Annotated in this window: 19 protein-coding genes; 12 read left to right on the top strand and 7 right to left on the bottom strand. The window is 42.8% G+C overall.

What is annotated here, in order from left to right; translation table 11 throughout:
- Positions 1–186: 186 nt before the first annotated feature.
- Both FKN05_RS15110 and FKN05_RS15105 read right to left on the bottom strand, forming a co-directional pair.
- On the bottom strand, positions 187–1,032 hold the full coding sequence (locus FKN05_RS15110; protein ID WP_099610360.1) for a Cof-type HAD-IIB family hydrolase: 846 nt from the start codon (positions 1,030–1,032) through the stop codon (positions 187–189).
- Positions 1,033–1,141: 109 nt separating this feature from the next.
- A complete protein-coding gene (locus tag FKN05_RS15105) occupies positions 1,142–2,122 on the bottom strand; it encodes an alpha/beta fold hydrolase (RefSeq protein ID WP_099610361.1) in 981 nt (326 codons plus the stop codon).
- 260 nt (positions 2,123–2,382) lie between these two features.
- Here FKN05_RS15105 and cdgJ point away from each other — a divergent pair, with 260 nt between their 5' ends.
- Complete coding sequence (cdgJ, locus tag FKN05_RS15100; protein WP_170887865.1) at positions 2,383–3,606, top strand: cyclic di-GMP phosphodiesterase CdgJ; 1,224 nt, start codon at positions 2,383–2,385, stop codon at positions 3,604–3,606.
- Between the two features lie 79 nt (positions 3,607–3,685).
- Here cdgJ and FKN05_RS15095 read toward each other — a convergent pair whose 3' ends face one another.
- Together FKN05_RS15095 and FKN05_RS15090 are read right to left on the bottom strand one after the other, a co-directional pair.
- Positions 3,686–4,156, bottom strand: a complete 471-nt coding sequence (locus tag FKN05_RS15095) for a Dps family protein (protein ID WP_099610362.1) — start codon at positions 4,154–4,156, stop codon at positions 3,686–3,688.
- A gap of 165 nt (positions 4,157–4,321) precedes the next feature.
- Positions 4,322–4,654 carry a DUF2500 domain-containing protein gene (locus FKN05_RS15090; RefSeq protein WP_170887864.1) on the bottom strand — a complete coding sequence of 111 codons (333 nt, stop codon included), beginning with the start codon at positions 4,652–4,654 and terminating at the stop codon, positions 4,322–4,324.
- Between the two features lie 222 nt (positions 4,655–4,876).
- Between FKN05_RS15090 and FKN05_RS15085 the strand changes: the two genes are divergently transcribed.
- Both FKN05_RS15085 and FKN05_RS15080 read left to right on the top strand, forming a co-directional pair.
- A complete protein-coding gene (locus FKN05_RS15085; protein WP_099610364.1) occupies positions 4,877–5,254 on the top strand; it encodes a DUF4145 domain-containing protein in 378 nt (125 codons plus the stop codon).
- Between the two features lie 908 nt (positions 5,255–6,162).
- Positions 6,163–6,783, top strand: a complete 621-nt coding sequence (locus FKN05_RS15080; protein WP_170887862.1) for a lysoplasmalogenase — start codon at positions 6,163–6,165, stop codon at positions 6,781–6,783.
- A 70-nt stretch (positions 6,784–6,853) separates the two neighbouring features.
- On the opposite strand, the gene rsmD is transcribed toward FKN05_RS15080, so the two are convergent.
- Positions 6,854–7,477, bottom strand: coding sequence for a 16S rRNA (guanine(966)-N(2))-methyltransferase RsmD (gene rsmD, locus FKN05_RS15075; protein WP_099610395.1), 624 nt, complete (start codon positions 7,475–7,477; stop codon positions 6,854–6,856).
- Positions 7,478–7,679: 202 nt separating this feature from the next.
- Here rsmD and ftsY point away from each other — a divergent pair, with 202 nt between their 5' ends.
- The 6 genes from ftsY to glpG all read left to right on the top strand — a co-directional run bounded on the left by ftsY (position 7,680) and on the right by glpG (position 13,497).
- On the top strand, positions 7,680–8,852 hold the full coding sequence (gene ftsY, locus FKN05_RS15070; RefSeq protein ID WP_161428550.1) for a signal recognition particle-docking protein FtsY: 1,173 nt from the start codon (positions 7,680–7,682) through the stop codon (positions 8,850–8,852).
- Between the two features lie 200 nt (positions 8,853–9,052).
- Positions 9,053–9,727: a cell division ATP-binding protein FtsE gene (gene ftsE / locus FKN05_RS15065; RefSeq protein ID WP_099610368.1), complete on the top strand. Its 675-nt coding sequence runs from the start codon at positions 9,053–9,055 to the stop codon at positions 9,725–9,727.
- A complete protein-coding gene (ftsX, locus tag FKN05_RS15060) occupies positions 9,717–10,676 on the top strand; it encodes a permease-like cell division protein FtsX (protein ID WP_099610396.1) in 960 nt (319 codons plus the stop codon). Before ftsE ends, ftsX begins: the two co-directional genes overlap by 11 nt.
- A 396-nt stretch (positions 10,677–11,072) precedes the next feature.
- The gene (gene rpoH, locus FKN05_RS15055) at positions 11,073–11,930 is read left to right on the top strand and encodes an RNA polymerase sigma factor RpoH (RefSeq protein ID WP_099610369.1); all 858 of its coding nucleotides are present in this window, start codon (positions 11,073–11,075) and stop codon (positions 11,928–11,930) included.
- A gap of 391 nt (positions 11,931–12,321) precedes the next feature.
- On the top strand, positions 12,322–12,642 hold the full coding sequence (glpE, locus tag FKN05_RS15050) for a thiosulfate sulfurtransferase GlpE (RefSeq protein WP_099610370.1): 321 nt from the start codon (positions 12,322–12,324) through the stop codon (positions 12,640–12,642).
- Positions 12,643–12,648: 6 nt separating this feature from the next.
- A complete protein-coding gene (gene glpG, locus FKN05_RS15045; RefSeq protein ID WP_099610371.1) occupies positions 12,649–13,497 on the top strand; it encodes a rhomboid family intramembrane serine protease GlpG in 849 nt (282 codons plus the stop codon).
- A 31-nt stretch (positions 13,498–13,528) separates the two neighbouring features.
- On the opposite strand, the gene FKN05_RS15040 is transcribed toward glpG, so the two are convergent.
- On the bottom strand, positions 13,529–13,936 hold the full coding sequence (locus tag FKN05_RS15040; RefSeq protein WP_099610372.1) for a flagellar basal body-associated protein FliL: 408 nt from the start codon (positions 13,934–13,936) through the stop codon (positions 13,529–13,531).
- Positions 13,937–14,101: 165 nt separating this feature from the next.
- Here FKN05_RS15040 and FKN05_RS15035 point away from each other — a divergent pair, with 165 nt between their 5' ends.
- Together FKN05_RS15035 and ubiA are read left to right on the top strand one after the other, a co-directional pair.
- On the top strand, positions 14,102–14,641 hold the full coding sequence (locus FKN05_RS15035) for a chorismate lyase (protein WP_099610373.1): 540 nt from the start codon (positions 14,102–14,104) through the stop codon (positions 14,639–14,641).
- On the top strand, positions 14,642–15,496 hold the full coding sequence (ubiA, locus tag FKN05_RS15030) for a 4-hydroxybenzoate octaprenyltransferase (RefSeq protein ID WP_099610374.1): 855 nt from the start codon (positions 14,642–14,644) through the stop codon (positions 15,494–15,496).
- Positions 15,497–15,596: 100 nt separating this feature from the next.
- Here ubiA and plsB read toward each other — a convergent pair whose 3' ends face one another.
- A complete protein-coding gene (gene plsB / locus FKN05_RS15025) occupies positions 15,597–18,023 on the bottom strand; it encodes a glycerol-3-phosphate 1-O-acyltransferase PlsB (RefSeq protein WP_099610375.1) in 2,427 nt (808 codons plus the stop codon).
- Positions 18,024–18,347: 324 nt separating this feature from the next.
- Between plsB and lexA the strand changes: the two genes are divergently transcribed.
- The gene (gene lexA, locus FKN05_RS15020; RefSeq protein ID WP_099610376.1) at positions 18,348–18,971 is read left to right on the top strand and encodes a transcriptional repressor LexA; all 624 of its coding nucleotides are present in this window, start codon (positions 18,348–18,350) and stop codon (positions 18,969–18,971) included.
- Positions 18,972–19,002: the final 31 nt, after the last annotated feature.

Raw genomic sequence — 19,002 nt, 5'->3', positions numbered from 1 at the left:
ATATCGTGGCTTTAAAACTGAACCTAAGGGAAGCGCTATTGACACTTTACAGACAGAAAAATGGTTACTTGGGAAGACATTCGCAATTATTGCACTGGGATACACCGCTCGGGGCGGCAATATACAGGCTCAACCTCGCCCCACCGCTAAGCTTTATGATGGGTGCGAGTGTTGAATAACGTTTACTTATGCGGGCGATTTCGACAATTGAAGGTGATTTTGTAGGTAGTGGGCAACGGCATCATCGGCGTTGCTACCAATGACTTCGTTATTGGGCAGCGCTCGTAGGACTTTTTCGTGTGCGGTCTGCATGACGAGCCCTTTGCCAGCCATGGTTAGCATCTCGACATCGTTCATGCCATCACCAAATGCGATACAGTTGGCCAGTGATAATCCAAGCGATTTTGCCACAACGTGTAACGCTTCCCCTTTTGATACCCCCGCAGCCATAATTTCTAGGCACCATGGCGTGGAAAAAGCGACGTTAACTTGTCCAGCAAAGCGTTGGTTTATCAGCGTTTCCAGTTGAACCAGCTGTTCGTGATCTTTACTTTGGTTAGTAAAGAAAATTTTTGCTACTCCGTCAGTGGGAGCATGATCGACATCGAAAACCTGATAGGTAAAACCGGAATCTTTGTGGAAGTGACGGAGTGCTTCATCTTCCCGATTCAGTAACCATTGATCATGGCGATATAGATGAATGTAGAGAGAATCATCGCTTTTGACTTGGTCAATGATGGCCTGAACGAGTTCAGCTGGTACACTTTTGCTGTACATTTCTTGGTTGTTTTTATCATGGACACGCGCCCCGTTGGCGGTGATCATATACGCTGGAATACCAGCAATTTCTCGAATACCCGCCACATCGACGTGGTGACGCCCGGTTGCAAACACAAAAGTAAAACCTTGTTGATGAAGATCCTTGAGTATCTGTTTTGAAAACGCGCTTAATTGATGGTTGGGTGCTAATAATGTGCCATCCAGATCGGAAGCTACAATTCGAAATGGAACCGTTTTTTGTTCAGTGGTCATATAACCCTCATTGTCGCAGGAAAGGTCGCCAAGTAAACGATCTTGGCCCGGTAGTGTAAGTGATAATCCGCTAGAAAAAGAGGGAAAAACTCCTCAGGTTGGCTTTCCTCTATTTCGATGGGGGCGAATTAAAATGATCCAATAGCGCCTCTAATGCTTGATTACGGTAGTGATCCTGCTCAAACAATAACTCATGTTTTGCGCCATCAATACGCTGCATACGAGCGTTTGGGTTGGTGCGTGCCAGTTGAGTGATAAAACGGGTTTGCGAGGCGTTGCTGACAATCGTATCGCATTCTGCTTGCAGCAGTAAGAGTGGAATCGTCAATTGACGCGTGTATTGCCGACACCGACGTGTCGTTTTTAGCGCTTGCCATACCCAGCGAGTACTTGGCCCTCCCAATTTCAGTTCCGGCTTTTCCTCATATAAGGCTCGAAACCATTGATAACGGATTGCACTGTGGGTGAGCGGGTTAATCGCGAACGGTTTGGCATAGTAAGGGCCATAACCAGGAGCATAATGAGGCGTCCGGTAGCGGTAAGTCAGCATACGGGCGAGGGGCTCAGCAACGGCACGTAACTGCCAAGGCATATGGATACCAAACATTGGAGCGCTTAGCGTGACAGCATTGAATGGATGCGTTGGATAAGTTTGTAGATACCGAGTGGCAATTGCTCCGCCCATCGAATGGGCTAATAGAAACCGTTGTGTATAGCGTTGTAAGTTGAAATGAGATACTAACGCCGCTAAATCACTGACATAGTCATCAAAAGAGTGAACATGGCCAATTTCTCTATCATCAAGCAGTCGATCAGATAAGCCTTGGCCTCGGTGGTCAAAAGAGTAAATGTCATAACCTTGATGGAAAAGATCGTAAAATAGCTCCTGATACTTCCACACCGATTCAAGTCGTCCATTGACGACCACGATCGCTTTCGTGTGCTGTGATGAGGTCATCGAGCACCAATACAGGTTAATATTATCCTGAGTTTGGTAGTGTGCTTGGTGGCAAGCCTGTTCCCACCATGGTGCGATATGCTGCTGCATCAAGTGCGGAAAATAGGATTCTTGACTGTATGTGTGCAACATGACTTCGTCTGATCTTTGCCTAAGTTTCAAGGTCCAGCGTGATGCTGAGCTTGGCTAGCATAAGCGAGTGGCTGAAAATTGCAATGGTTCGGGTCAATAGGCTTTAGTACTGGCAAGATCGCCCAGCTATATCAATAGACGCGAACAACAGGTAAAAAAATAACCAGAGTTTAGTTCAGGGTTATGAGACCAGTAAGGTATGATAGCGTGGCGAAATATTTGAGAGGTAGTGATATAAAACAATCATGTGTGAGGCGGAAATGTATACCACCTATGTAGCAAGGCAACCAATTTTTAATGCTAAAAAGCATACTCTTGGTTATGAGCTATTGTTTCGTGATGGAGAGCAAAATGCGTTTCCTCGCCAAATGGATTCTGATCGAGCCACTTATCGCTTAATCGTGGAAAATTTTTTGAGTATAGGTACTAATCCGTCGATAGAGTATTCTCGTTGCTTTATTAACTTTCCTTATAAAAGTTTGCTACGTCGTTTACCGCTGACTTTACCTAAAGAGCAGATTGTTGTTGAAGTCCTTGAAACTTGTCCACCAACTGATGAATTGTTTGCGGCGATTCTAGACTTAAGTCAACGGGGCTACCTGATTGCATTAGATGACTTTGTTTACAGCGCGGAATGGGAGCGTTTTTTACCTTATGTGCATATTGTCAAATTGGACGTGATTGACATGGGGATTGAGCAAGCATGTCGTGTTGTCGAGCAGCGATTGGCGGCGGGAAGCAAGCGGCGATTTTTAGCTGAGAAAGTAGAAACACAAGAACAGTTTGATCTGGCTCGCCGTGCGGGATTCAGCTTCTTTCAGGGGTACTTTTTTAGTAAACCGCAAGTGATAAAGCAGCGCTACCTTAGCCCAGAACAGCTCATCTCGATGCGGCTGTTTCAGGAGGTTTGTCGACCTTCAGTTGATTTTGAACGAGTTGAGCAGATCATTTCACAAGACTTGGCGCTCTCTTATAAGTTGCTGCATTTTGTTAATCGGCTTTCACCTCGCTTGGCGGTTCCTATCGCGTCTTTTCGTCAAGCTTTAGTGTACCTTGGACACGATCAATTAAAGACATTTGTCGCTTTGACGGTTGCGTCTTATGTTTCAGTCAAAAAACCGCAAGAACTTTATCATTTATCGCTACAACGGGCGCAATTTTGTCAGCGAATGTCGAAGCGAAAACCGTTTGATAAATACCAAGATCAGGCCTTTTTAATCGGTTTGTTTTCAGTACTGGATGCCTTGTTTGATACTCCACTAGACCATTTGCTTGAGCAGTTACCGGTGACTCAAGCGATTAAACAAGCGCTGAATAAGCGAGAAGGTCCATTTGGTCAATTGCTTAACCTTGAGGAATGTTTTGAACAAGCGGATTGGCAGGGAATAGAAAGCCATTGCACTACCTTAGGCATTGCAATGGCGGATGTGACGCAAGAACTGAAAGCGGCTCAACTGTGGAGCCAAAAAGTGAGACGTTGTTAACCGAAAAGGTTGGCGGTAAGTGTTTGTCTTTGGGGAGCTCAAACCGCCAGCCAAAATTTTAAGTTATAGGGTTATGGATTTATTGCAGCCAAGCGTTCAGCATCCAAACCAATTTTTCTTGTTCACGAATATAATCGCCCATTTGAGCACTGGTTCCCTCATCACCCACTTCGGCGGCCAGCGATAAAATCGTACGCTGCTGAGCTATCAATGAACTAAATCCAGCTAATAACCCTTGCATGGTGCTTTGACCATCAGTGGCATTGGTGTGTTCTTTAATTTCTGTTGTCGTTAGGTAATCGCTAAAGCTGTGCAAAGGTTGCGCGCCCAAGGTTAGGATACGCTCTGCTAATTCATCAATTTTGACTTGCAAGTCAGTGTAAATTTCTTCGAATTTCGCATGCAGTTCAAAGAATTCTTTACCTTTAATATTCCAGTGGTAGCCACGAGTATTCATATAAAATACTTGGTAATTAGCCAATAAACGATTTAACGATTGAGCGAGTTGTTGGCTTTGGGTGTTGTCTAGGCCGATCAGATTGGTTGTCATGTTCTCACCTCATGTAAGTGTTTATCAATTAAGTGGATTTATTTGAAATTTGGTAAACATCATATGCCTCTCATGGTCGTCTTGAAAGGTGATTCTATGCATCGTGTTGATAGGTAATAACGATTAATCTTCTTATTCTTGGTCGCTGAAAAACACGTTGCTTGTTTAGCGCGTCAATGCAAAATGGAGAAATTTACGTCCTTGATAGGTGAGTTCTCCTTGATCGCCGGGGTTTAAAGCATGGAAATAGTGAGGGCCAACTTGAAACTCTCTTTTCGGGCCCAATCCTTTTTGAACGTAAATCCAATATTCTTGATCTTCTTGATCGGGTAATGGGTGAGGGATGTCGATAATCTGCTTATCTAAAATAGTGACAAAGGCTTGGCGTTGCGGAGCATTTTCGCCTTGGATATGACGGCGATAAAAATGCAAAAATAGCCATAATCCGCTAATGAATAAAGCGATTAAGCTAATCAATAGTAATAATAGTGGTGACATAACTCACTCCAAAGTGGAAACATTAATAAATCGTTAGTGATATCTTATGGGGAGTTGGCTGCAATAATCTGTATATGTTGGCATGATATGACGATATTTTTCGATTGATCTCACATTTCGCTGTCGATATTGAGGTTTAATTGACAAGAATGTAGCACTTATCTTGATGAGTAAGTGACAATATGGTGTAGATAGCGTGAGTGGCTATGCAAGGAGGCCGTTATGTCAGAGATAGAACAAGTTGTATTACGAACGCGAAGATTAGAAACCTTGCTTCGTCAGCAATATCATGCGCAAGGTAAGGGATTACATCAATTGATCTCAAGCTGTGAAGAGCGCTTACCGCATGATGTGATTGCAAGGCTCAGATATATAGCGACCATTCGCAATAAAATTGTGCATGAAGATCACTATCAATTAGAGGATAGAAAAGCTTTTTTTACTGTGTGCGGTGAGTGCGAAAAAGTCTTAACCCCTCGCAGTAGTCGCTTTGTATGGCGAGCTGCATTGGCTTTAGTCACGTTAATGACGTTAGCAGCCATGCTCTTTTATTATATTCACTGGGATGAAGTCTCAAAATATCTTCCTAGCTCGTTATAACGCTAGCGATATTCAACGTAATGAGCAGCAATAAAGATTGAGCAAAGGTGCTTATCAATAAACAAAAAAGACGCATTTGCGTCTTTTTTGTTTATTGATAACGAATTAGTAAAGTAACGGCAGTGTCATTAAGCCAACGATGACTGCAATCATTACCAATCCCTGTTTTTGAGATGAAGAAATCATAACACTGCTCCTCTGTTTGTCTCATCCTATGTTTTTAGAATAGCACCACTTTACAGCCTTGATCAAGTGGATCTATCTTAAGCCTTTAAAAAAAGCACTTTGTAGTGTGGTATCTGGATTTTTTTGCAGATTAAACCATGAATTATGAGCTGTTTATCTCTTGTTCTTTTCGTATGACATTAATGCAAATATAAATTAAATAGTTGATATTTATCGGATTATTTTTGTTGATTTAATGTTCTAATGTTAGGTTTGTTTGGGTTTTATGGCTTGCTTGGGCTAGATTGTCATTTTTTGGTGAATTCTCGTTTTTTAAGAAAAGAATAGAACAGGACAGCAGAGAGCATGGTTTGATCTGAACTCAGAATCGTTGATTTACTTTTAACTGTTATTTTTATTGATTAGATATCTTATAGGTTGCTTTAAACTTATGTAAATTTGCTTTATCATTTTAAGTAGTTGTTTTTATATGTTTTTTAATCTTGATTCTTGTGTTTTAATTTTTGATTTTATACTTTTTGTTTGATTTATAGATATTTAAAATGATGTTTTTAATCATTTGGTGGCCCTATCGCCTTTTTGATGGGGGACTTTGATAGAAAGCGAACATAGCACTATCGAACGGTATGGATTCGCAATCAAGATCCAATTTTTGCAGTTGGTTTCTGGACTTCATTGGTGACAAGCCTACACTGGCGGCAGATTTCACAAGAGGTATCGACATGTGGAGCTGGATTTCTGTCGGATTATCGGGATTCATCAGCATTTCTGCGTTTGAAAACCATAATCTTAAGCAAGCATTACTGTTTAAAAATATAACGCCAGTATTATTACTGGCGATGCTTGTTGAGCAAGCTGGTGATTGGTCCTCGCCAAGCATATGGGTGGCGATCGGGTTATTGGTTGCGATGTTTGCTGACAGTTTACATCTTCTTGGTAAGTGGCCGAAATTTTGCTTTTTTGCATTTGTTGCGGCACAGCTCTGTTACAGCAGAGCATTTTGGGTTCAGCTTTCTGGAACCATCGTTTGGTGGTTACCTGCATTGTTACTTGCAACCAGCATCGTGGCTTTTTTCTTATTATTACCCCAGTTAGATACCTTGATTTTCCCCGTTACGATTATGGGGATTATTCTCGTTCAGCTGGCTTGGGCTTCTGGAGATGTGTGGTTAAAGTCACCTTCATGGGGCTCGCTGGTTGGTTTTGTTGGTAGCTTGATTTTTATCTTATCGGCAGTATTACTGGCTATTCATGATTATCGGCATGCTCTACCTTGGGGGCAGTATTGGATTTCAGGTAGCTATTTATTGGCTCAAGCACTGATTGTTGCCTCGGTACTTTAATTGGCTAGATGGACAAACTAGCCACATCATTATTAATGTGGCTGGTTACTTTGGTCAACTTGCTTACGCTTTATATTACTTCACTATGTTCGGTCGTCATTGCGTTACGGACGAACAGCCGGTAGCAGACTTGTCCTGCGTTCTTTTCTCGATATAAGTGCCAAGATTCAGGGAAGGTCGTGCTTGCTAATTCTTTTTCGCTTTCCACGTAAATCAGAGCTTGCTCAGCCAACCAACCTTTCTCTTCTAATAAATTGATGGTTTGGTGTAGCAATCCTTGTCGAAAAGGCGGATCAATAAATACTATATCGAACGGCTGCCCATCTTGTTGCAGGTAGGTCATCGCATCGGTATTGATAGCATGGATATTGGTCGCTTTTAAGGTTGCAATATTAGTTTTGAGTTGAGCATAAGCGGTGGCATTCAACTCAAGCAAGGTAACATGCTCGGCTTGTCGAGAAGCACATTCAAAGCCTAATCCTCCAGAGCCTGCAAAAATATCAAGACATTTCGCATGCGCAATATCTTGTGCTAACCAGTTAAACACAGTTTCTTTGACCCGATCAGTGGTGGGACGTAGTCCTTGGGCATCATGAACAGGAAGCTTTCGTCCTCGCCAAAGGCCACTAATGATACGAACATGGCCATTGGGGAAGTGTTTTTGTGATGAGGTTTGCTGGCGAGGTTTTCGCATAGATTTTTTGACCGCTAAATAAGTGTTATTATAGCCAATCTGCTGGTTTCTTAGCGAAAAGCAGAAAGCAGAATTTAATAGAATGATCAAGTGTACCAAGTGAATAGAAAAATTTTCACTGCTTTGTCATTTTTCTTTCTCTGATCCGCAATAATTCGGTTAGAGAGACATTATCGCTTAGTCAGACTCAGGATATTCCCAAATGACGGAAAAAAAGAAGCGTGGCTTATTGTCATGGCTCGGTTTTGGTGATGAACAGCCGAATCAAAATGGATCAACCTCATCAGAAACCGAAGCAACAGATGCGACCCAGTCAGATGAATTGATCGAAGCATCATTATCCACTGAGGTTGTCACTGAACCAAGTGAAGAACAGACTTTCTTAGCCGAAGCCGAAGCCGAAGCCGAAGCCGAAACGCCAAGTGCGCGTGTTCAAGAGCAAGAAAAACCCACAGAAAGCTTTTTTGTGCGCTTAAAGCGTAGCCTTAGCCGAACAAAAGCCAATATTGGGTCAGGTTTTTTTGGCTTGTTTAAAGGCAAAAAAATTGATGATGAATTATTCGAAGAGTTAGAAGAGCAGCTCTTAATGGCGGATGTCGGGATGGAGACCACCCTAAAAATCATTGCCAACTTAACAGAAAAAGCCTCGCGTCAACAATTGCGTGATGGCGAAGCTCTTTACGCACTACTGAAGCAGGAAATGGCTGAGATCCTTACTCACGTTGATCAGCCGCTCGTTATTGACCAACAAGCAACGCCATATGTTATTTTAATGGTGGGTGTGAATGGGGTTGGGAAAACCACCACGATAGGTAAACTGGCAAAACAGTTTCAAGCTCAAGGTAAGAAAGTCATGCTGGCGGCTGGGGATACTTTCCGTGCGGCCGCAGTTGAACAATTACAAGTGTGGGGAGAGCGTAACCAAGTTCCCGTCATTGCACAACATACCGGAGCCGATAGTGCCTCGGTGATTTATGATGCCATTGAAGCGGCCAAAGCGCGTGGCGTGGATGTGGTGATAGCCGATACCGCTGGACGATTGCAAAATAAAGCGAACTTAATGGAAGAGCTGAAAAAAATTGTCCGAGTGATGAAGAAGATCGATCCTCAAGCGCCGCATGAAATTATGCTGACGTTGGATGCCGGAACCGGACAAAATGCAATTAGCCAAGCGAAGCTATTTAGTGACGCTGCACCGTTAACTGGGATTACGCTAACCAAATTAGACGGCACCGCAAAAGGCGGAGTGATCTTTGCGATTGCCGATCAGTTTACCATTCCTATCCGCTATATCGGTGTTGGTGAGGGAATTGATGACTTACGCCCATTCTCAACTGAAGAATTTATTGATGCTTTATTTAGTCGGGATGAATAATAGGTGGTGATACATTTTTCTTACTTGAAGATGCAGCGATGTTGGTTGCGTTCGTTTACCTCTATCACATAGGCTGTCTATGCTCATGGGGATAAACTTACTTGCCGCTTACCTGCAACGACAAGTGGTTTGGCTATCGTTTAAGCAATCACATTTAGCCTTGGCATGAGTTTGTTATGTGTTTAATAGGGGAATAGCGGGTGATTAAGTTTCAACAAGTCAGTAAAGCCTATCGAGGTGGCCGCCAAGCGCTTCAGAAAGTGGATTTTCATTTGCGTCGAGGAGAAATGGCTTTTTTAGGTGGCCATTCAGGCGCAGGAAAAAGCACGTTACTGAAATTGATCTGTGCTATCGAGCGGCCTACAGATGGTAAAGTCAGCTTCAATGGGCACGATATCACCCGCATCCCTAATAAAGATATTCCTTTTTTACGACGTAATATTGGTATTGTGTTTCAAGATCATCGACTACTTATGGATCGTCCTGTGTTCGATAATGTTGCATTGCCGATGCGAATCGAATCTATTTCAGAATATGAGGTAAAACGTCGAGTTTCGGCAGCACTAGATAAAACGGGTTTATTAGATAAAGCTCGTTGTTTACCCAGTCAACTCTCCGGTGGTGAGCAGCAACGTGTCGGTATTGCTCGTGCGGTTGTTAATCGACCGACGTTATTGTTAGCCGATGAGCCAACCGGAAATTTGGATCCCGAACTTTCTAATCGTATCTTACGATTATTTGAGGAGTTTAACCGAGCCGGGGTGACGATTTTACTCGCAACCCATGATATTCATTTGGTGCATTCGCGCCCTCAATATCGCCATATGGAACTCAACCAAGGCTTCTTGAGTGAGGTAGATGAATATGGTCATTAAAAAGAAAGTGAATAAACAACGTGGGCAGCAAAGAGTACAACGAGACTCCTTCTTTACGGTACAGATGAAGCAATCCAAAGCGGCCTTTTCTGCATTATGGCAACGTCCATTAGGAAATATTCTGACGTTAGCGGTCATTTCGATGGCGTTAACACTACCGGCAAGTTTATATTTACTCACCAAAAATATTGCCTCTGTTGCCGTTAATGTTGCAAGCCCATCACAAATTAACCTGTATATTCAAGAAGGAACTCCTGAGCCACGAATCATGGTGTTAAAAGACCAGATTGAGCGCCGTAGTGAAGTGGCAACGGTGGAATACATTTCGCCACAGCAAGGTCTTGCTGAACTCAGCCAATACGCAGGCTTTGATCAAGCGCTAAGCCTATTGGATGAATATGCCTTGCCAGCGGTCTTGGTGATCTCACCGAGTATTGACGATAATGAGATGATAAAACAACTTGCCCACACTCTGCGTGAAGAGGCAAATGTTACCGATGTCCGTTTAGATGAAGATTGGCTAGCCCGGTTAGATGCCATTCGACATCTGGTTTTGATTGTGGTGGTGAGCCTTTCATTATTAATGCTTTCATCTGTTTTTCTCATTGTTGGTAATACGTTACGTTTTAATGTGCAGGCCAATAAAGACGAAATTCAAACGATGAAACTGATTGGTGCAACCGACAGTTATATTTTACGCCCTTACCTGTATTCCGGAATGTGGTTAGGTTTGCTCGGCTCGTTTTTTGCGTGGCTAATGACGGCCTTAATTACGGTGGTGTTGAATGACGCGGTCTCTGCATTAGCAGCTTTATACGACAGTCGTTTTCGGATGATTGGCCTAAGCTGGGATGAGTCACTCCTGTTATTGATGGTAGGGACGTTTTTAGGCTGTATTGCGGCACAGATTTCAGCGAAACGGCATTTAAAAGAAATTGAACCTATTTAAGTTGTTGAGGTCTAGGGTCTGTTTATCTTTCGCGGTTAAAACACTTTTAGCCGAACCCTTCGGGCAGCGTTTGTAGCTCCTTTCTACGGCGTTATCGGCTTCTCAGGTAGAATAACTACATTTCAAAGCCTCTGCCTTGTATAAAGAAGCCACAAACTGCTGCAAAAATCAGCTCGAAAGATAAACAGACCTTAGTAATCTCGATAAATAAAGTAAATTTTTCTGTTCTCAATGCCTTCATTTTTTATTGGGCAAAGATATAATTATTGAGGCTAAGGTTTGTTTCTTGAGTGTGGCTTGTTAATGATCGGCAATCAACACTTGAAACCTGTTCATTTTCAGTTCAAGATTGATGGGTTAAAAATAACTCCAGATCAGAGATTGATGAGGATTTGAATGACTAACCAAGCGTATCCAATGGCTCTCGTTTCACAAGATAGCTTAGATAGCTATATCCGTTCAGTAAACAGTTACCCAATGTTGACTGCTGAAGAGGAACGTGAATTGGCGGAGCAATTACATTACTCAGGTGATCTTGAAGCGGCGAAAACGCTTATTTTATCGCATCTTCGATTTGTTGTTCATGTTGCTCGTGGCTATTCCGGCTATGGATTGCCGATGGCTGACCTTGTCCAAGAAGGAAATATCGGTTTAATGAAAGCGGTAAAACGCTTTAACCCAGAGGTTGGTGTTCGATTAGTTTCTTTTGCGGTTCATTGGATTAAAGCGGAAATCCATGAATATGTCTTGCGGAACTGGCGCATTGTCAAAATCGCGACAACGAAAGCACAACGTAAGCTGTTTTTTAACCTACGTAAGTCGAAAAAACGTTTAGGTTGGTTTAATAATGGTGAAGTCGAAACGGTTGCGCGAGAGTTGGGTGTTGAGCCGTCAGAAGTTCGTGAAATGGAGTCTCGGTTAGCAGCTCAAGATCCAACATTTGAATTTTCTGCTGAAGATGATGACAACCCAAATGCTTATACCGCACCGATGCTGTATTTAGAAGATAAGCAATCGGATATTGCTGACAATATTGAAGCCCAAAATTGGGAAAGTCATACCAATCAGCGTTTAAGTTTGGCTCTTGCAAGCTTAGATGAACGAAGCCAGCATATTGTACGTTCTCGTTGGTTAGATGATCAAAAAGCGACATTACAAGAGCTTGCCGATTTATACCAAGTTTCAGCGGAACGTATTCGTCAGCTAGAAAAAAATGCCATGAAAAAGCTCAAAGATGCGGTAGGCGAGTTGTAATTTAAATACCGCCGCTCCATATTTAAGAAGCCGGGATCCAGTGATCCCGGTTTTTTTTGTTTTCGATCTTAGTGCCGGATCATTCGGCGATTTTTCTGTGGATAACTCTGTGACAAAATTATTTGCTAACTGTCATCAAACAGGGTAAATAAAGGGTTGAACGCTGTTTTTTATTTGGGGATATGTTTTTTTACACACAGTAAAGTAAAGATCATTACAAGATGTTGTGGATCTAAATTTATCAATATACCTTATCAACGCAATTCACAGAATTATCCACAAATGATGAAAAAGCATTCAGCAGTGGATAACCTTAATCTCTCTGTGTACTTGTTCCGTGTGAGTTAGGTTACAATGTGCGCTATAAAATCAAGCCTCAACGAGAACAGTTATGGACCAGTTTCAGCATATTGATGTCATGTCTGCCCAATCATTATTGACCGAGTTAACAGCAAAACTAGTGGATATTCGAGACGCACAATCTTTTGCTCTTGCTCATCCACCTCAAGCTTTTCATTTAACTAACGATTCTATGATTCATTTTATGAATGACACCGATTTTGAACAGCCTATTTTGGTGCTGTGTTATCATGGTGTCAGCAGCCAAGGTGCCGCACAATATCTGATTAACCAAGGTTTTGAGCAGGTATATAGTATTGATGGTGGATTTGAAGCTTGGCAACGGGCCGGTTTACCGATAGAAACGAGTTAAGCGACGATGATAAAATTGATCACCCTAAATAACCCTCGAATGGCACAGTCTTTTATTGACTATATGGCTTCACGTCAGATTGAAGTGCAGATGGAAGTCGAAGAGGGGGAGCTATTTTCTTTATGGCTGATGGATGAGCAACATTGGACAGAAACGGAAAGTGAATTAAAACAGTTTTTGCGTTGTCCGCAAGATAGCAAATATCAAGCGGCGTCTTGGGATGTGGCAGAGACGCGTAAGCCGCACTTTTATTATGCTTCTCCTAGCCTTTTTTCGTTAATAAAAGCGAAAGCAGGCCCCATCACTTTGCTGGTGATGCTGGTGTGTGTCGCTAACTTTACTCTACAACAGTTTGGTTGGGCTCAGCAGGTATTTGCTGCTTTACATTTTCCGGCAGTTGCCGATCAGAAATGGCAACTATGGCGTTGGTTTAGCCATGCGCTACTGCATTTTTCTGTTATACATATTACCTTTAATTTATTGTGGTGGTGGCAATTAGGGGGAGATATTGAAAAGCGGTTAGGCAGTGGTAAGGTATTACAAATCTTTTTGATCTCAGCAGCACTCTCGGGTGCCGGGCAATATTGGGTTGAAGGCGCGAACTTTGGCGGCTTATCCGGCGTCGTTTATGCCTTAGTGGGTTATTTATGGATTGTAGGCTGGCGGGTTCCTGAGTTGGGATTAACTATGCCTAAACCGTTGATTGGATTTATGTTGGTTTGGTTAATTCTAGGTTTTGTTCAGCCGTTTATGGCGATCGCAAACAGTGCACATCTTGCTGGGCTGATCTGTGGTTTGTTATTGGGTTGGTTAGATATCGGACGACTGAAAAAAACAAATCAAAAGCATCAATAGAATGCTTTTGATTAAGAGCAGTCTTGGACATTTATTGATAAATATACTTCGTGAACAGTAAGTCAGCAATGAGCATGCGCCCCGTTTCTGGCAATAAAATATCATTTAATTGCTCAACTAAAGTTTTACGTAAGTTTTCTCGCCCAGCCAGTGACTTTATCGCTTCTTCCGTTTGTTTTCCAAGCATCTCAACCACGGCATCTCGTATTAAAGGCTGGTGCAATTCGATCAGCGGCAGATCGGCATTATTCGCGACCATAATATCAATCCTGACTTGAATATAGCCCAACTGTTTACCTTTAGTGTAAAAGTTAGTGGTAAGATCGGGTTCAAGAGTAAAGTAAGCCAACTGTGGTTTATTTTCTTCAGTTGCTTGGCTTGGGTAAGCGGTTAGCAGGCCAAAGGCGAGCATTGTTGGAACTAAATAACGTTTAAGCATATTTGTGCCTGTTCTTTGTTCTGTTCACGATATTCGAATCGCCTGAGTCTTGTTACAATAGTGCATCTGATGGTAAAGAAATGCTTAACTAGAGCTTACACACGAGTCGTGTTGCTGTATTCAAGCGTTATTGTATGATGGTTAAGCATTATATTGAATAATAGTATGAAGAGAATAACTCCGCTCTATCTTTCTGCGTTACAGCAAGTAAATTGGCAAATACCAGCAGAATTTAGCTATCCAAGCGAGTTGGCTAGGTCTTGGTTGCTCGAGCAAGGTTCATTATCGCGTTTGATGAGTCAACACTGTCAAACATTACAAGTTAATCTTTGTGAGCATCACTGGGCTGATCCCAAACAGTTGGCGATCGATGAAATTGCCTTGTTATCGCAAGAGCGTTGTTTATTACGGCAAGTCATCTTATCTGGCGACAGCCATCCTTGGGTGCTTGGTCGAACCTTGATTCCTCAAGCCTCATTACACGATCAACCGATAGATCTGACCTTGCAGGGTAATATTCCACTTGGTTTAACGGTTTTTAGGTGTGAAAACGTTAACCGCGATGCACTGCAAGTGGGATGGGCAAAAACGTCACAGGGGCAACTACTTGCTCGACGTTCACGTTTATGGATGAATGATAAACCCATGTTAGTTGCAGAATTATTTCTTCCGGATTGTCCTGTGTACACTAAGGAGAGTGTGTAAATGACAGTAGCAAAAGCGCGTGCTTATTGGCAGTTAATGCGCATGAATCGGCCGATTGGCTCATTACTTTTATTATGGCCAACCGTATGGGCGCTGATCCTTGCTGCACAAGGAATACCCGATCTCAAAGTGTTGCTGGTCTTTATTGTGGGAGTCTTTGCGATGCGATCTGCGGGATGCGTGATTAATGATTTTGCTGACCGTCATGTGGACGGGCACGTTAAGCGCACTGCTCAACGTCCATTGCCTTCTGGCATGGTAACAGCACAAGAAGCGATTATTCTTTTTGTTACCTTAGTTTTGTTCTCATTTTTATTGGTGCTAACCATGAATCCACTGACCATCAAGCTCTCTTTTGCTGGGGTGGTGTTAGCCTTTATTTATCCGTTTATGAAACGTTACACACATCTCCCGCAGTTTTTTTTGGGGTTAGCGTTTAGCTGGTCTATTCCGATGGCATGGGCTGCACAAGCCAATGAATTACCGATGGTGGTGTGGTTTTTGTTTGCGATCAATGTTATTTGGACCATTGCTTATGATACCCAGTATGCCATGGTCGACCGAGATGATGATTTAATCATTGGGGTTAAATCGACCGCTATTTTATTTGGTCGTTTTGATAAAATGATTATCGGAACTTTACAGCTTTTGACCGTATTATTATTGATGCTGCTTGGCTACGGTTATCAGTTAGGATCGAGTTATTATTGGGCTATCTTAATTGCTTGTGGCTTATTTGTTCACCAGCAACATCTCATTCGACATCGTGAGCGTATGCCTTGTTTTCAAGCTTTTCTTAATAATAATTACGTTGGTATGGTGGTTGCTGTTGGTTTATTTCTCTCTTTCCTATAATGGTTTATCTTGTAGAGCCATCAGGCATCCTTAATGGATGCCTGATGGCTTTTGCGCTTGCTAGCTGCTGCGCCATAACAGTATTGCTGGTATAACCTGGCTACCATTCCACTTGATAGATGCTTTCTTGGATGGTAAGTCGAACCTCCGGATAAAGCATGGCATACAGCGCTTGTGCCAAGGATTGGGTTTTTTCTAAATGACAATCGCCATTGCTCTCTAAATAACCTTGTTTGGTTAAGGTGACAAACAGCGCTGAGAAGACGCCTTTATCAAAAAACTCTGGCGCATTAATGCCATGTAATCGGCCTAGACGCTGAGCGATTTCTTGGCTCTTACTTTCTAACTCTGCCTTATCCAGTTCAGGATTAGCCACCAGCAGATTTAAAGCAATCGCATAGCGCTGTAAGGTTTCTAGAATAGTTCGACCAAGTAACATCAATACCTGCGTTTGTGCTTGGTTAATTGTGACGTTACCATCATGTTGGGTGAGCATTTGCTGTGCTTCTAATTCTGCCAGGTAGTGCTCAACAACTTGGGGGAGTTCTTCTTCCTTATAGCTCAAAAAGAGTTCTTGTTTGAGAAATGGATATACCTGTGCGACATGCTGCTGGATTGCCGCGACCGACATCTGCTGTTGACGAATCAACATCTGAGCAATTAATGATGGGAGCGCAAGTAGATGAATAATATTGTTGCGATAATAGGTCATCAAAATGGATTGATTACGATCGAGGGAAATAATATCCCCCATGGTATCGGTTTCCACTAAAAACTTATCTAAAGACTCAGCATGTAAAACTAATTGTTCTGCACTTTCATTTGGTACGGTGAAGGTATTGGAATACGGTACATTGCGCAGCAGCGACAAGTAACATTCAATTTGCTTGACTAAATTATCCCGAGCGAGCGCACGTTGACGTGAAGCGAGTAATGCAGTTGCGCATAATGTCATCGCATTGGCCGCCGCTGCATCGTTAATATGGGTCATCATTTTGGTGGCCAACTCATTGACCACAGAAGTCATCCATTGTGGTTTACTGGCTCCCATTGGGTCGATCGCTTGGGTCCATTCTGGTACGTGTTCATTTAGAAATTGATTAAGTGGAATCGGTTCCCCAAAGTTTACGTAGCCTTGTCCAAAATTGCGTAGTTTGCGCAAGGTACGAAAAACGAGCCCAGCATTTTCTTTTTCTTTACGCTTACCTCGTAGTTCTTTCGCATAAGTACTGACTTCCATAACATGCTCATAACCAATATACACGGGCACCAGGGTTACTGGACGATTAAGTCCGCGCAACATCGCTTGAATGGTCATCGCGAGCATACCCGTTTTCGCCTGGAGCAAACGCCCCGTTCTTGAGCGTCCTCCTTCACTAAAATATTCCACGGAATAGCCTTTAGCGAACAGTTCTGCTAAATATTCTCGGAAAATGGTGGAATAAAGTTTATTTCCTTTAAAACTGCGACGAATAAAAAAGGCACCGCCACGGCGGAAAATTAAGCCAGCTGGAAAGAAATTTAAGTTAATACCTGCGGCGATATGGGGCGGCACCATGCCTTCGTGATACAGCACATAAGAGAGTAATAGATAATCCATGTGGCTCCGATGGCAAGGAACATAGACAATTTCATGTCCATCTTGTGCGAGCTTCCGAACGCTAGCGGCATTATTTATATTTAAACCTTGATAAATTCGGTTCCATAACCAACCCAGAATACGATCGCCTTTTTTGATTAAGGAGTAGGAGAAATCAGCCGCAATTTCATCAAGGATGTTGTGTGCTTCTTTACGTGCTTTTTCAAGCGAAATATTTTTACTATTCGCTTCATCAGCAATGGCTTTCTCAATCGCCGGAGAGTGCATTAATCGTGTAAATAATTGGTGACGCTGAGGAAGGTTTGGCCCTGATGCTGCAAGTTTTTGACGAGAAAAATGGATTCGTGCGACGCGGGCTAATTTGTGGGCAATTGAACTATCGGTGCCATGGGCATCAGCCATATAACGTAGCGAAACGACAGGGCTAAAACGAACCAAACAATCTCGGCCAGACAACAGAACGGCTTTGGCTTTTTGTGGGCCGTTTAGCATTTGTAAGTACGGTTTCTCACGCCCTTCTTTACCTGGTTTTCTTCCCCATAAAACAGTCGCTGGGATCATCTGAACGTCCAGCTCAGAATCTAACTGATGTAGGCTAAGGAGTTCGGTAAAGGTTGAGATGGACTCACTAGGAACATGGTTATCATCTTGTAATAAGGTTGGACGTGAGGAGATAAAAACATAACGTTTTAGCTGGTGTCCATTGATAACGAGTGGCGTAAGCGGGTCGGGTAAACCTGCGCGCCGAGCGTGTGTTTGTAATGTCAGTAAATCAACATTAGAGCGAAACGGTAGCGCATAGACGACCGGCTTATTGAGGTCGATGCTAAGATCATCAATTGGATTTGACGGAATAGCTGTCCCCTTAACCAGTACCGAAAGCGGTAATTTAAGCAGGGAACGTGAAAATGAGTGTCCGGAAGACATAAGAGTTTAAGGCCTCGAGAATACATACAAAAACTTAAACGGCTTACTTTTGTTTCGTCGTTGCTCAAAAGGAAGATGCTTAAGTCGGAGTCTTTTTTGGATCGCAAGAATACCAGAAACTGGTCAAACCTTTTAATAATATTGCTCAACATAACGTCATTTTATCGATGTTATGATGAGTTATGCGGCCATCGTCGGAAAGCAAACCAATAGGTACTATACCCATGAGCCTGGTAGGAATGACTCAAAAACCAGTAATCTGGATTGCTTTTCCATTATTACTGGATATACTCACAGTTAACTGTATAAAAAGACAGGTGAGTTATGAAGCCGTTAACGCCACGCCAGCAACAAGTTTTCGATTTAATTAAAAGTAAAATTGAAGAAACAGGTATGCCACCGACTCGAGCGGAAATAGCTCGTGAACTCGGTTTTCGTTCTGCCAACGCAGCTGAAGAGCACCTAAAAGCGCTTGCTCGTAAACAAGTGATTGAGATTATTCCAGGTGCTTCGCGAGGCCTGCGAATTTTACTGGGAGCAAATGATGAAACTCAGGACGACGGGCTGCCGCTCATTGGCCGTGTTGCTGCGGGAGAGCCGATTCTCGCGCAAGAGCATGTCGAAGCTCACTACCAGGTCGATCCGAGCATGTTTCGTCCGCAGGCCGACTTCTTATTGCGTGTCCAAGGCGAAAGCATGAAGAATATTGGTATTATGGATGGTGATCTGCTTGCGGTGCATAAAACTCAAGATGTTCGCAATGGGCAAGTGGTAGTGGCTCGAGTTGAAGATGATGTCACTGTTAAACGGTTAGAACGTAAGGGTGCGAAAGTTTTTCTGCATGCAGAGAATGAAGCATTTGCACCGATTGAAGTTGATCTTACTTGTCAGGAATTAGCGATTGAGGGGGTGGCCGTCGGTATTATTCGCAATACCGATTGGATGTAGAATTCCTTCCAGTAAAGAATCTTGCTAATCT

The organism is Vibrio sp. 1-1(7) (assembly GCF_013048485.1).
Lineage (GTDB): Bacteria > Pseudomonadota > Gammaproteobacteria > Enterobacterales > Vibrionaceae > Vibrio > Vibrio fujianensis.
This window is presented reverse-complemented; position numbering and strand designations above follow the sequence as displayed.